Genomic DNA, 13,314 nt, shown 5'->3' on the forward strand with positions numbered 1-13,314 from the left:
TAACTTATTGATTTATAACGATTTAATGTCTTTCGAAAAGTTGGCACAGCCTTCGCAATATCTCCGGTAACCCTGCTGACACGACAACCAGCAGACTTTCCAGAAAAACAGGAGTTACTCGTATGAAGAAGTTCGCTATCACTGCCGCTGCTGCTACCGCGCTGACCCTGACCATGGCTTCCGGTGCATTTGCACAATCCACTCAGGCTACCCAGGCTCCAATGACTCTGGCTGCCGGTGAAATGACCAAGGCTAAAGAAGCTACTTCCGATACCTGGATCACTACCAAAGTGAAAAGCGACCTGGTAACCGAGAAGGGCATCCCAGGTACTGACATCAAAGTTGAAACCAACAAAGGCGTTGTGTCCCTGTCCTCCACTGTTGCAGTGACCGAGGCTCAGAAAACCACCGCAGTGGCTATTGCCAAGAAAATCAAAGGCGTCAAAGCAGTCTCCGCTGACGGCCTGAAAGCCGAGTAAGGCATGACTTCTCGCCTGGACCGGGAGAAGGCGCGACAGACGGGCCGAGCAATACGTCTGCCGCAACTTTAGAGTTCATGCGAACGGTCACACGGATGTGACCATTACAGGCCCCGGCACTTTTGTCGGGGCCTGTTCTATTTCAGGGACCACACAAAACATCTGTGGGACAGATGTTGTGCTTCAGTTACCGCGCTTGCTGTTGATCTGCCGCAGGCGATTGCCTTCAAAACGCAGGTACTGGTACATGCCGTTGCTCGGGCCGTAGGTCCATTCCTCGACCTGAAACTCTTCACGGCGGTTGGCACTGCGCTTGTAGCCAAGGACATCGCGGCTGACCGGTTCGCCACACTTTTGCAGCACTTCACTGGAGCGGTCACCGAGACTGACCAGTTGGCTGCCACAGCGCAGCGTATCGGAGGCGAGGGCAGGGCTGGCAGCGAGCATCAGTGTCAGCGCAACCAGCCACTTATTGTTCATTACTCGGCGTCCAGGTGCATTTGCGTCACGACCCGGCCATCGCTCTCGGCCTCGCCAAGGTTGGCGTCGATGAAGTACACCCGGTCATCGGCCAGTTGCCCCTTGTCGACCAGATAGTCCTTGATGCTGCTGGCACGTTCCTGACCCAGTTGCCGCAGCAGCACATCGCTGGAACTCCAGAACTTGATCACGCCGTCACGCATTTTCGCCGTGCGTTCTTCCTTGCCCAGGTCCTTCCATTCGGCCGGTGGCTGGGTTTTCAGACGGGTGCGGTAGATGCCTTCGAGCAGCGGGCCTTTCTCGTTTTCCGGCACTTGCAGCAGGGAAGCCTGAGCCGGCACCTTGTCGCCACGGCGCTGCAGCATCTTGTAGTAGTTGTACTGATATTCGCGCTCCAGACGCTGTTCGGCAATCAGCGGGCCGTCGCTGCTTTGCGCGGCGGTGCCTTCGATTTCCAGGCGCAGGGCCGGACGTTCCTTCAGGGCTTGGGACAGTTTGTCGAGGGCCGACTCGGCATCCTTGCTCAGGTCACTCGAGCCTGCTGCGAAGGACACGGTCCCGAGGTCTTCGGATCCGCCACCGTTGATCAGCCCGCCGATCATCTTGAACGGCGCCGCAGCGGCCTTGACGATCAGGTTGCGCAGGGTCTGCCAGACTATCGGCATCACGCTGAACTGCGGGTTGTTCAGGTCACCGGTGACCGGCAGTTCGATGGAAATCTTGCCGTCGACGTCCTTGAGCAGCGCAATCGCCAGTTTCAGTGGCAGGCTCACGGCGTCCGGGCTGTCGACCTTCTCGCCAAGTTGCAGTTGCTCGACCACCACTTTGTTTTCGGCCTTTAGCTGGCCCTTGGTGATCAGATAATGCAGGTCGAGGTTGAGCCGGCCCTTGCGGATGCGGTAACCGGCGAATTTGCCGGAATACGGCGTCAGGGTGGTCAATTCGACCCGTTTGAAACTGGTGGCGATGTCGAGGCTGGCCATCGGGTCGAACGGGTTGACCGCCCCTTTGATCGTCACCGGTGCATAACGGTCGACCTTGCCCTTGATGTCGACGCTGGCCGGTTTCGCCTGACGGCTGTCGATGGTGCCAATCTGCCCGTTGAGCTGTTGGATCGCGGTGGCGAAGTTCGGGGTCAGGCTGAAGTCGGCGAAGTTGGCCGAGCCATCGTTGATCGCAATCGCGCCGATGTGAATACCCAGCGGCTTGTCCTTGCTGGCGGGTTTGGCCGCTGCGGTTTTTGCACCGCTGTCGGCGGGCTGCGGGATCAGCAGGTCGTCAATGTTGGTGGTGCGGTCATCGTTGATCATGAACCGCGCGTACGGCTGGAACAGGTTGACCTTGTCGATCGACAGGCTGTCACCGTGCTGGTAGTTCAGGCCTTCGACCACCACTTGTTGCCACTTGAGGAAGTCGCGGGTTTTCAGGGTGTCGAGGGTGTGCAGTTGATCGATCTGCGCCCGCCCGGTCACGCTGAGTGCCAGTGGTTCGGTGCTCTTGAGGTTGACCTTCAAGTCACTGCCGAGCATGCCGCTGCGCAGTTCCAGGCGAATGAACGGATTGATGTAGGACTGCGCGACCCGCAGGTCGATGTCCTGGGTTTTCACATTGAGCTGAGCCGTGACCGGGGCGAGGTTGACCACGCCGTCGGCGCTGACCTTGCCTTGTTTGCCCAGGCCGGTGTCGAGCCTGACCTTGAAGGGCGAACCGTTGAGGCTGTCGAAATCCTGCAGATCGATGTTCAGCGGTGTGACATCCAGTGCCACCGCGGGTTTTGCCGAACGGTCGGCCAGATGCACCGTGTAATTGCGCAACTGCACGTCCTTGAGCAGCACTTGCCATGGTTTGCTCGGCGCGGGCGGTGCTTTCGGCGAGTCGGCGGCTGCCGGGGCATTGGCAGGTTCCGCTGCAGCCTTGGCGGCCGGTTTGGACGGCTGGCTGGCGAACAGCTTTTGCCAGTCCAGCTGGCCGTCGGCTTCGAGTGCAGCCCAGGTTTCCAGTTTGTTGCTGCGGATCTTGCCAACCACCACTTGCTGCTTGGCCAGGTCCAGTGAAGTCTCGCTCACGTCCAGGCGTTCGAGCTTTGCCAGAGGGCGTCCGTCCGGAGCCTTGATCGCAAACGGCGCAATGCTCACTGCGATGTTGTTCAGCAGCAGTTCGGTTTCTTTCGACAGATTGAGTTTGTATTCGGTGCTGAGGTTGATCACACCGTCTTCGAGAACCAGTGGCACCGCGTCGCGCACGTAGGGCCAGAAGGCTTTCATCTTGCCATCGGTGATTTTCAGCGTGCCTTCGGAGGTGAACGGGATCAGGCTGAAATTGCCCTTCCAGTCGATCTGGCCACCGGCCGGGCCGATGGCCACCAGCGTCATGTCGGCATTGTCTTCGGGCAGGGTGCTGAGGTTTTTCAGCTCGAAGTCGAGTTTGTCGTAGAGGAACTCGATCGGCTCGCTTGGCCGGGCGTCCTCGAAATGCACATTGCCACCGGCCAGTTGAATGCGGTCGATGCGCAGCGGGAACGGCTTGGCATTCGGGTCGGCCGGGGTCGGCTCGCTCGCGGGGAGTTTGAACAGGCCCAGCAGATTGAGCTGGCCGTCCTTGGCGAAGAGGATTTCAGTCTTCGGCTTGTCCAGTTCGATATCGGCCAGGTGCAGCGCTTTGGTCCACAAGCTGTCGATTTGCAGGTTGGCGTACAGTCGATCGAAACCGACCTGCTCCTTGCCCGGCTCGCCAATCACCAGACCCCACAGGGTGACTTCGAGGCTGAACGGATTGAGTTCGATGCGCTGGATATGCGCAGGCACTGTGGCGTAGTTGGCCAACTGCTGGTTGGCAATGCGCAGGGCGATGCCCGGCAAAATCAGAAACCCCAGCAGGCTGTAAAGGGCCAGAGCAGTCAACAAGGCGCCAATCGCGCGAATCAATCCTTTGGTCATGTGCGGCTTCATCTGTCTGAATCGGAGTGCCTTGGAGTATGGCACGCGATTCTGGTTCCGAAGTACATCGCTTGGTGCAGGATTGTTCAGATTGTTCTGTAGGATCGCAAACCTTGTGGGAGCGGGCTTGCTCGCGAATGCGGTTTGTCAGTCAACCTCTTTGTTAGCTGATGCACCGCATTCGCGAGCAAGCCCGCTCCCACATTGGACAGTTGTCAGCCGCAGAGGAGGGGCTACAGCTGCAGGATCAGGGTTTTCAGTGGCGGCTGTTGGTCCATCGACGGGAAGTCGGCGCCCGGGGTCATCACGCTCCATTCGCGTACGGGGCGCCCGGCCTTCTCGGCGCAGCGCAGTACCTGCTCGCGCCAGTCATCCATGCTGACTTTCGCCAGGTTGTTGCAGCAGATCAGCACGCCATTGTCGGCGGTGGTCAGCAGGGCGGGCTTGAGCAGGCTCTGATAGTCGCGCAGCAGGTCAACGGTGCCAAACGCGCTCTTGGCCCAGGCCGGCGGATCGAGCAGCACCAGATCGTACTGGCGCTGTTCGAGGTGCTGATAACTCGGCAGTTTCTGCCCGCGCCGCTGGCTGATGGGCAGGCCGGCGAGTTGGCGGATGGCCGGGAAATAATCGGACTGGATGAACTGCATCTCGGGCAACTGCGGGTTGAGCAGACCGTTTTCGCGGCCAACCGCCAGGTTGCCTTCGGCGAAGTCCAGATTGCACACCTCACGCGCACCACCGGCGGCGGCACTCAGGCCAACGCCACAGGTGTAGGCGAACAGGTTGAGCACACTTTTGCCCTTGGCGTGCTCCTTGACCCAGCCGCGGGTATTGCGCAGGTCGAGGAACAGCAGCGGATCCTGCCCGGCATGACGCCCACGCACGCGGTAGTTCAGGCCCCATTCGTGGCCGATCAGGTCGGCCAAGGCGGCGTCATCGGCCTTGTAGACGCTGTCTTCGCGATCGATGCGCGAGTTGCCGCGAGAGCGGTCGTTGTAGACCAGCAAGGTTTCCAGGCCCAGCGTTTGATTGACCATGGCGTGCAGTTGCAGCAGGTCTTCACGCTCGAGCGTCTGGTGGAAGCTCTGCACCAGCAACTGCGGACCGTAGCGATCGATGGTCAGGCCACCGGCGCCTTCCTGGCTGCCATGGAACAGCCGGTAGCAATCGGTGCCCTGGCTGTGCAGTGCAGCGAGCAGGTCCTGGCGTTGATCGAGGGCGGCGCGCAGCGCCTGATTCAAGGAAGACATGCGGGCGCCTTGCTGGTGAGAATTGGGGCGCGGGAGTTTAGCAGTTTGGCGGGCAACCGAGTTAAGCCCTTCGCGAGCAAGCCCGCTCCCACAAGGGGTCTGATTTACACCATGGATTCCCTGTGGGCTTGATCGCGAAGCTTTTCAGGTCAGCAGTCCCATCCGGCGTTTGGCGCGCTGCACCGAACCGTTACGCATCGCCCAGCGCAGCATCGGCGCACTGCGCTTGACGCTGGCGCGAATCAACTGGCGTTGCAGCGAACTCTGCCGCACATCGAGCATTTCGCTGGCCCAGTCCGGCAGCAGGTCGATGCCGGCCTTCATCATCAGATCACCAAACGGCCGCGCCAGCACACTCGGTGCCGGTGCGTCGAGCAGCAGGCGCAGGACTTCGCGGCTGCGTTCGTCGCACAACAACTGCGGGCGCATGCGTTGCAGATAATCGGCCACCGCTTGCCGTGATTTCGGTACGTCCCGCGCGCCCAGTTGCTCCGCGACCACGGCGATTTCCGTGTAGTAACGATCCTGATCCGCCAGCGACAGCTGTGGATTGCGGTAACGCAAATGCGCAGCGAGGAAGTTACTGACCTCCGCCACATGCACCCAGGTCAGCAGGTCCGGATCGCTGGCCGCATAGGGTCGGCCATCCGGCGCGGTGCCGACTACTTGCAGGTGAATGGTGCGCACCTTTTCGATCAACCATTCAGCGTCGCGGCGCGAGCCGAAGGTAGTGCCGGAAACAAACTGGCTGGTGCGGCGCAAGCGTCCGAGCATGTCCTGACGAAAATTCGAATGGTCCCAGACCCCGGCCAGCGCCAGCGGATGCAGGGCTTGCAGCAACAAGGCGCTGATGCCGCCGATCAGCATGCTGCTGAAGTCGCCATGCACCTGCCAACTGATCGAGTCGGGGCCGAACAGGCCCGGATCGCCTTTGGGGTTTTCCAGATCGAGTTGACCGAGGGACAGACCGGTCAGGCTCATGAGTTGGTTTTCGATACGGCTGCGGATGAATTCCATGACAACTCATTGGGGATGGATGGGCGCGGCCGGGTGACCGCGCCGGAGGCATTACTGATTGAGGCGCTTGTCGATCAAACCCTGCACCACGCTCGGGTCGGCCAGGGTCGAGGTGTCGCCCAGGCTGTCGAGTTCGTTGCAGGCGATCTTGCGCAGAATGCGCCGCATGATCTTGCCTGAACGGGTTTTCGGCAAGGCCGGCGCCCATTGGATCAGGTCTGGCTTTGCGAAGCTGCCGATCTCCTTGCTGACGTGGGCCAGCAGTTCTTTCTTCAGCTCGTCACTCGGCTCCGCACCGTTCATGGGCGTGACGAAGGCGTAGATGCCCTGGCCTTTGACGTCGTGCGGATAACCGACCACGGCAGCCTCGGCGATGCTGTCGTGCAGCACCAGCGCGCTTTCCACTTCGGCGGTGCCGATGCGGTGGCCGGAGACGTTGATCACGTCGTCGATGCGCCCGGTGATCCAGTAATCGCCGTCCTCATCGCGGCGTGCGCCGTCGCCGGTGAAGTAGTAACCGGGGTAGGGTTTGAAGTAGGTATCGACCATGCGCTGCGGGTCGCCGTAAACGCTGCGGATCTGTGCCGGCCAGCTGGATTTGATCGCCAGCACGCCGCTGCCGGCGCCTTTGATTTCCTTGCCGTGCTCGTCGAGCAGCACCGGTTGAACGCCGAACATCGGTTGCGTGGCGCAGCCCGGCTTGATCCGTTGCGCGCTGACCAGTGGGCTGAGCATGATGCCGCCGGTTTCGGTCTGCCACCACGTATCGACAATCGGGCAGCGTTGTTCGCCGACCACGTTGAAATACCATTCCCACGCTTCCGGGTTGATTGGCTCACCGACACTGCCGAGCAGTCTGAGGCTATGCCGCGAAGTTTCCTGCAGCGGCCCGGAGCCTTCACGCATCAACGCGCGCAGGGCCGTCGGTGCGGTGTAGAAAATGTTGACGTGGTGTTTGTCGATCACCTGCCAGAAACGCGAAGTGCTCGGGTAGCTCGGCACGCCTTCGAAAATCAGTGTGGTCGCACCATTGGCCAGCGGGCCATAGACAATGTAGCTGTGCCCCGTGACCCAGCCGACGTCAGCGGTGCACCAGAACACTTCGCCATCGCGGTAGTCGAGCACGTATTTGAAGGTCATCGCCGCTTGCAGCAGGTAGCCGCCGGTGGTGTGCAACACGCCTTTGGGTTTGCCGGTGCTGCCGGAGGTGTAGAGGATGAACAGTGGATCTTCGGCGTCCATCGGCTCCGGTGGGCAGTCATCGCTGACATCGCGCACAGCCTGGTGATACCAGAGGTCGCGACCTTCAACCCAGTCGACCTTGCCTTGCGTGCGCTCGACCACCACCACCGTGCTGACGTCCGGGCAACTCTGCAGGGCCTTGTCGACGTTCTGCTTGAGCGGCACGAACTTGCCGCCGCGCACCCCTTCATCGGCGGTGATCACCGTGCGGCAATCGGCGTCGAGTATGCGGTCGCGCAACGAGTCAGGGGAGAAGCCGCCGAACACCACCGAATGAATCGCGCCGATCCTCGCGCAGGCGAGCATGGCGTAAGCGGCTTCGGGGATCATCGGCATGTAGATGCACACCCGGTCGCCCTTTTTAACACCACGGCTTTTCAGCACGTTGGCCAGGCGACAGACATGATGATGGAGTTTTTTGTAGGTGATCTGCGCCGATTCGGCCGGGTCGTCACCTTCCCACAGAATGGCCGTCTGCTCGCCGCGCTGCGCCAGGTGGCGGTCGATGCAGTTGTAGCTGACGTTGAGTTGCGCTCCGGCAAACCAGGAGGCCTCACCGGTTTTCAGGTCGTAGCGCTGGACGGTCTGCCAGGGTGTGCTCCAGTCGAGAAAGCGTGTGGCTTGCTCGGCCCAGAAGGCGCTGGGGTGTTCAATGGATTCGCGGTACAGGCGTTTGTAATCGTCCTGACTCAACTGGGCAGCCCGGCGGACGGCATCGGCTTTGGGGAACGTGCTGATATCGAACATGACGGTTCCTTATTCTTGTTGTGCGACAAGGATAAAGATGCGCCGAGAGCACCACAGGTTCAAGTCATCCCCAAAACAACTGTGGGAGCGAGCCTGCTCGCGAATGCGCAGTGTCAGTCAACAAAGATGCTGAATGACAAACCGCATTCGCGAGCAGGCTCGCTCCCACAGTGGAGAAGTGTTGCCCGCAGGATCTGTGGGCAACCCAGTCAAATCAACCGCGGTGACGACCGCGGAAGTAGTTGATCAGGCCTTGGGTGGAGGCATCGTCAGCGATGGTTTCATCGCTGCCGACCAGACGGTTGTAAACGCCTTTGCCCAGTTCCTTGCCCAGTTCCACGCCCCACTGGTCAAAGGCGTTGATGCCCCAGACCACGCTCTGTACAAAGACTTTGTGTTCGTACATGGCAACCAGTGCGCCGAGACGACGCGGGCTGATGCGTTCGACCACAATGGTGTTGCTCGGACGGTTGCCCGGGATCACCTTGTGCGGTGCGAGTTTGTGCACCTGTTCTTCGCTCATGCCCTTGTCACGCAGTTCAGCCTCTGCTTCCGGCAGCGTCTTGCCGAGCATCAGCGCCTGGCTCTGCGACAGGCAGTTGGCGTACAGCCACTGATGGTGGTCGGATACCGGGTTGAAGCTGACGATCGGCACGATGAAGTCGGCCGGAATCAGTTGGGTGCCCTGGTGCAGCAACTGGTGGTAGGCGTGCTGACCGTTGCAGCCGACGCCACCCCAGATCACCGGGCCGGTATCGGTTGACACCGAGGTGCCGTCCTGACGCACGCTCTTGCCGTTGGATTCCATGTCCAGCTGTTGCAAGTGCTTGGTGATGTTGCGCAGGTAGTGGTCGTACGGCAGGATCGCGTGGCTTTGCGCGCCCCAGAAGTTGCCGTACCAGACGCCGAGCAGGGCCAGCAGCACCGGCATGTTCTGTTCGAACGGCGCGCTCTGGAAGTGCTGGTCCATGGTGTAGGCACCGGACAGCAGTTCCTTGAAGTTGGACATGCCGATGGCCAGGGCAATCGGCAGGCCAATGGCCGACCACAGCGAGTAACGACCGCCGACCCAGTCCCACATCGGGAAGATGTTTTCTTCACGGATGCCGAAGGCCACGGCTGCCGCGTTGTTGCTCGATACGGCGATGAAGTGGCGATACAGCTCGGCTTCCGAGCCACCCTGAGCCAGGTACCAGGCGCGGGCGGCCTGAGCGTTTTTCAGGGTTTCGAGGGTGTTGAACGACTTCGAAGACACGATGAACAGCGTGGTCTCGGCGCGCAGCTTTTGCGTCAGTTCATGGAACTCACTGCCGTCGATGTTCGCCAGGTAGTGGCAGCGCACGCCTTTCTGCGCGTAGGACAGCAGCGCTTCGGAGACCAGTTCCGGGCCGAGGAACGAGCCACCGATGCCGATGTTCACCACGTCGGTGATCGGCTTCTCGGTGTAACCGCGCCACAGGCCATCGTGGATGCGGCCAACCAGATCAGTAATCTGGTTCAGCACCTTGTGCACTTCGGGCATCACGTTGACGCCGTTGACCGACAGCTTGTCGCCCACCGGGCGGCGCAGGGCGGTGTGCAGGGCCGGACGGCCTTCGGAAGCGTTGACGATCTCGCCGTCGAACAGCGCTTTGATCGCGCCTTTCAAATCGACTTCATTGGCCAGACTCACCAGCAGATTGCGGGTCTGGGCGTTGATCAGATTCTTCGAATAATCGAGAAACAGTCCGCAGCTGCTGAGCGTGAATTGATTGAAGCGCTGCGGATCGGCGTTGAAGGCTTCGCGCATGCTGAAATCCTGCATGGCTTGGCGGTGATCTTTCAACGCTTGCCAGGCAGGCAGAGCGGTAACGTCGTGAGGAGTGCGGTAGTACGCCATCGCTGCGGTTTTCCTTTTTACTTGAACGGCCTTTTGAACACAGAACAGACCGATACGCCATGTTTGGGCGAGGGTCAAATGCGTCGACACGATTTTTCGACGCAGGGCGAATACAGTAAACCTCGTGCTGCGATCTGTCTTGACTTCTTCTGACCTGTTCCCTGTACTTTTTTAACATCGATACCGGGAACAAGCCGACCAACGGAGGGGGAGTGACGCGTCGAAGCGGCTCAGGCCACCTGAACCGGAATGGCGTTGCTGGTGTGGCTCAGCTCATTGCCAGGGGCCATGTACAGCATGCGCGGCTTGAAATTCAGCAGTTGTTCTTCGCTGTAATGGGCGTATGCGCAAATGATCACCCGGTCGCCGACCTTGGCCTTGTGCGCGGCTGCGCCGTTGACCGAAATCATCCGCGAACCTTCTTCACCACGAATGGCGTAGGTCGTGAAACGCTCGCCGTTGTCGATGTTGTAAATCTGGATCTGCTCGTATTCACGGATACCGGACAAGTCCAGCCACTCGCCATCGATGGCGCAGGAACCTTCGTAATCGAGTACCGCATGGGTGACTTCGGCGCGGTGCAGCTTGGCCTTGAGCATGATGGCGTGCATGAGGGATTTCCCGGGTTGGAATCGAACGGCGGGCAGTGTGCCCGAAGGCTTTGGGGGCGGCAATATGGTCTGTGTGGACACCAGAAACCAATGTGGGAGCGGGCTTGCTCGCGAAGGTGGTGTGTCAGTCAACGTATCTGCTGAATGACACACCACCTTCGCGAGCAAGCCCGCTCCCACAGGGGGATTGCGGTGTTTTTAAACCGGGGTGTCGAGATTCAGGTGCAGGTTGTCGATCAACCGCGTGGTGCCCAGGAACGCTGCCACCAGAATCACCAGATCGCGGTCTTCAGCCGTCGCCGGACGCAAGGTCAGGGCGTGGCGGATTTCCAGATAATCCGGGCGCAGGCCAGCAGCTTCCAGCTGTTGCACCTGGGCTGCGATCAGCGCCGGGTAATCGCGCTCACCTTGCTTGATCGACTCGGCAATTGTGCTCAGGGTGCGATAGACCACCGGGGCCACGGCACGTTGCTGCTCGCTGAGGAAACCGTTGCGCGACGACAGCGCCAGGCCGTCGGCGGCACGTACGGTCGGCTCACCGATGATCTGGATCGGCATGTTCAGGTCATGCACCAGCGCACGGATGACGGCCAGTTGCTGGAAGTCTTTCTGGCCGAAAATCGCCAGGTCCGGCTGAACCATGTTGAACAGCTTGCTGACCACCGTCGCCACACCCTCGAAGTGCCCCGGACGGCTGGCACCGCACAGGCCTTCGGACAGTTGCGGGACGCTGACTCGGGTCTGCCCGGCCATGCCGTCGGGGTACATCTCTTCAACAGTCGGGGCGAACAGCAAATGGCAGCCGGCCTGCAGCAGCTTTTCCTGATCTGCCGCCAGGGTGCGCGGGTATTTGTCGAGGTCCTCGCCAGCGCCGAACTGCAGCGGGTTGACGAAGATGCTCGCCACCACGAAGTCCACCCGTTGTGTGGCTTTGGCGATCAACGCAATGTGGCCGCTGTGCAGGTTGCCCATGGTCGGCACGAAGCCGATGCGCTTGCCTTCGCTGCGGGCGCGCGCCACGGCGGCACGCAGTTCGCGTACGGTCTTTACGGTGTTCATGCAGAGAATCCGTGTTCGATGCCAGGGAAAGTAACGCCTTTGACTTCGTTGACGTAAGCCTTCAATGCGGACTGGATGCTGTCCTGATCTTGCATGAAGTTCTTGACGAATTTCGGCACGCGGCCAGTGATCGAGAGGCCGAGCATGTCGTGCAATACCAATACCTGGCCGTCGGTATCGCTACCGGCGCCAATACCAATGACCGGAATTTTCACGGCCTGGCTGATTTCGGCGGCGAGTTCGCTCGGCACGCATTCGAGCAGCAACATGGAGGCGCCGGCCTGCTCCAGCGAGATTGCGTCGGCACGCATCTGCCGCGCCTGGTTCTCGTTGCGGCCCTGCACCTTATAGCCACCGAGAATGTTCACCGCTTGCGGAGTCAGGCCCATGTGCGCACAGACCGGCACACCGCGCTCGGCCAGCAGGCGGATCGACTCCGCCAGCCACAACTGACCTTCGACCTTGATCATGTGTGCGCCGGCCTGCATCAGCATGGCGCTGTTGGTCATGGTTTGTTCGAGGGTGGCGTTGGCCATGAATGGCAGGTCGGCCAGGATCAGGGCATCGGTGTTGCCGCGTTTGACGCAGGCGGTGTGGTAGGCCATTTCTGCGATGGTGACCGGCAGGGTGCTGTCGTGACCTTGCAGAACCATGCCGAGGGAGTCGCCCACCAGCAGCACTTCGACACCGGCCTCGTTGCAGGCGTGGGCGAAGGTCGCGTCATAGCAGGTCAGCATGGTGATCTTTTCACCTTTCTGCTTGAGGCTCTGGAGCGTGGTCAGGGTGATGGCTGGCATGTAAAAAATCCTCGTTCAGGCGCTCTGGAAACTACTGCGAGTAACGCGCGTGATTCTTCGTCTACTCAGGCGCACGCTCTTTTGTCGTGCTTATAAGGCCTGGATTGCGCCCGTATGTGCCGGGTTGGCGGCAGCGGGACGCCTATAGTCGTGAGGAGACCTCAGGAAGTCAATTGTGTGTGTTACCGCATTGTTACGAGGAGAGTGTTACCGGCGTTACTGATGCGATTCAGCGGAGCGCCGGGCCTGATTTGGCGATTTTTTGTCCGACAATATTCTGAATGTGGAGCCGCCCCCTGCAGAAGTGAGCCTGCAGGGGGGCGGATTTGCGTCAGGCGTCAGCGAGGCGTTCGAGGCCAACGAACGGGCAGGCGGCGAGCAAGTCAGCGAGCGCGCGGCCATCGGCCAGGCGCAGGTCCTCGGGAGCCAGTTCAGCCAGCGGATAGAGCACGAACGCGCGTTCCTGAATCTGATAGTGCGGGACTTTCAGCCTCGGCACATCGATCAGATGATCACCGAACAGCAGGATATCCAGATCCAGTGTGCGCGGGCCCCAGCGCTCCAGGCGCTCGCGACCCTGATCGTTTTCGATGGCTTGCAGCGCATCGAGCAGGTCCAGCGGCGCGAGGTCGCTGTCGAGGGCCGCGACCGCGTTGGTGTAACGCGGTTGTCCCGGCAGCAGTGAATCGCTCTGATAGAACGCCGAGACTCCGGCGAGGGTGGTCTGCGGCAATTGCCCCAGCGCGTTGAGCGCGCTGCGCAACTGTTCGGCCGGGTCAGCGAGATTGCTGCCCAGGCCAATATAGATGCGTTCCAT

11 protein-coding genes are annotated in these 13,314 nt (G+C 60.5%); 1 reads left to right on the top strand and 10 read right to left on the bottom strand.

The window, feature by feature from the left end:
* The first annotated feature begins 122 nt into the window (after positions 1 to 122).
* A complete protein-coding gene (locus U862_RS0101740; protein ID WP_025108814.1) occupies positions 123 to 479 on the top strand; it encodes a BON domain-containing protein in 357 nt (118 codons plus the stop codon).
* A gap of 183 nt (positions 480 to 662) precedes the next feature.
* On the opposite strand, the gene U862_RS0101745 is transcribed toward U862_RS0101740, so the two are convergent.
* The 10 genes from U862_RS0101745 to folK form a co-directional block, all read right to left on the bottom strand.
* Complete coding sequence (locus U862_RS0101745) at positions 663 to 959, bottom strand: DUF2845 domain-containing protein (RefSeq protein ID WP_025108815.1); 297 nt, start codon at positions 957 to 959, stop codon at positions 663 to 665.
* On the bottom strand, positions 959 to 3,907 hold the full coding sequence (locus tag U862_RS0101750) for a DUF748 domain-containing protein (protein WP_025108816.1): 2,949 nt from the start codon (positions 3,905 to 3,907) through the stop codon (positions 959 to 961). The genes U862_RS0101745 and U862_RS0101750 overlap by 1 nt, the downstream gene beginning before the upstream one ends.
* 221 nt (positions 3,908 to 4,128) lie before the next feature.
* Complete coding sequence (locus U862_RS0101755; protein ID WP_025108817.1) at positions 4,129 to 5,145, bottom strand: class I SAM-dependent rRNA methyltransferase; 1,017 nt, start codon at positions 5,143 to 5,145, stop codon at positions 4,129 to 4,131.
* 144 nt (positions 5,146 to 5,289) lie between these two features.
* On the bottom strand, positions 5,290 to 6,162 hold the full coding sequence (locus U862_RS0101760) for an oxygenase MpaB family protein (RefSeq protein ID WP_025108818.1): 873 nt from the start codon (positions 6,160 to 6,162) through the stop codon (positions 5,290 to 5,292).
* A 51-nt stretch (positions 6,163 to 6,213) separates the two neighbouring features.
* Positions 6,214 to 8,151: an acetate--CoA ligase gene (gene acs, locus U862_RS0101765; protein ID WP_025108819.1), complete on the bottom strand. Its 1,938-nt coding sequence runs from the start codon at positions 8,149 to 8,151 to the stop codon at positions 6,214 to 6,216.
* A 214-nt stretch (positions 8,152 to 8,365) separates the two neighbouring features.
* Positions 8,366 to 10,030 (bottom strand): glucose-6-phosphate isomerase, encoded by a 1,665-nt coding sequence (gene pgi, locus U862_RS0101770; protein ID WP_025108820.1) that lies wholly within the window; start codon positions 10,028 to 10,030, stop codon positions 8,366 to 8,368.
* A 230-nt stretch (positions 10,031 to 10,260) separates the two neighbouring features.
* Positions 10,261 to 10,641 (bottom strand): aspartate 1-decarboxylase, encoded by a 381-nt coding sequence (gene panD, locus U862_RS0101775; RefSeq protein WP_025108821.1) that lies wholly within the window; start codon positions 10,639 to 10,641, stop codon positions 10,261 to 10,263.
* Positions 10,642 to 10,839: 198 nt separating this feature from the next.
* Positions 10,840 to 11,700 (bottom strand): pantoate--beta-alanine ligase, encoded by an 861-nt coding sequence (gene panC, locus U862_RS0101780; RefSeq protein WP_025108822.1) that lies wholly within the window; start codon positions 11,698 to 11,700, stop codon positions 10,840 to 10,842.
* Positions 11,697 to 12,497, bottom strand: coding sequence for a 3-methyl-2-oxobutanoate hydroxymethyltransferase (gene panB, locus U862_RS0101785; RefSeq protein WP_025108823.1), 801 nt, complete (start codon positions 12,495 to 12,497; stop codon positions 11,697 to 11,699). The genes panC and panB overlap by 4 nt, the downstream gene beginning before the upstream one ends.
* Before the next feature lie 331 nt (positions 12,498 to 12,828).
* Positions 12,829 to 13,314, bottom strand: coding sequence for a 2-amino-4-hydroxy-6-hydroxymethyldihydropteridine diphosphokinase (folK, locus tag U862_RS0101790; RefSeq protein ID WP_025108824.1), 486 nt, complete (start codon positions 13,312 to 13,314; stop codon positions 12,829 to 12,831).

The sequence above is a fragment of the Pseudomonas sp. H1h genome (genome assembly GCF_000633255.1).
Classification (GTDB): Bacteria; Pseudomonadota; Gammaproteobacteria; order Pseudomonadales; family Pseudomonadaceae; genus Aquipseudomonas.

What these genes read in the sequence shown, in the direction of transcription:
- U862_RS0101750 (WP_025108816.1), bottom strand. Translation starts at nt 3,907, where the DNA reads ATGAAGCCGCACATGACCAAAGGATTGATTCGCGCGATTGGCGCCTTG.
- panB (WP_025108823.1), bottom strand. Translation starts at nt 12,497, where the DNA reads ATGCCAGCCATCACCCTGACCACGCTCCAGAGCCTCAAGCAGAAAGGT.
- acs (WP_025108819.1), bottom strand. Translation starts at nt 8,151, where the DNA reads ATGTTCGATATCAGCACGTTCCCCAAAGCCGATGCCGTCCGCCGGGCT.
- U862_RS0101745 (WP_025108815.1), bottom strand. Translation starts at nt 959, where the DNA reads ATGAACAATAAGTGGCTGGTTGCGCTGACACTGATGCTCGCTGCCAGC.
- U862_RS0101755 (WP_025108817.1), bottom strand. Translation starts at nt 5,145, where the DNA reads ATGTCTTCCTTGAATCAGGCGCTGCGCGCCGCCCTCGATCAACGCCAG.
- pgi (WP_025108820.1), bottom strand. Translation starts at nt 10,030, where the DNA reads ATGGCGTACTACCGCACTCCTCACGACGTTACCGCTCTGCCTGCCTGG.
- panC (WP_025108822.1), bottom strand. Translation starts at nt 11,700, where the DNA reads ATGAACACCGTAAAGACCGTACGCGAACTGCGTGCCGCCGTGGCGCGC.
- U862_RS0101740 (WP_025108814.1), top strand. Translation starts at nt 123, where the DNA reads ATGAAGAAGTTCGCTATCACTGCCGCTGCTGCTACCGCGCTGACCCTG.
- folK (WP_025108824.1), bottom strand. Translation starts at nt 13,314, where the DNA reads ATGGAACGCATCTATATTGGCCTGGGCAGCAATCTCGCTGACCCGGCC.
- panD (WP_025108821.1), bottom strand. Translation starts at nt 10,641, where the DNA reads ATGCACGCCATCATGCTCAAGGCCAAGCTGCACCGCGCCGAAGTCACC.
- U862_RS0101760 (WP_025108818.1), bottom strand. Translation starts at nt 6,162, where the DNA reads ATGGAATTCATCCGCAGCCGTATCGAAAACCAACTCATGAGCCTGACC.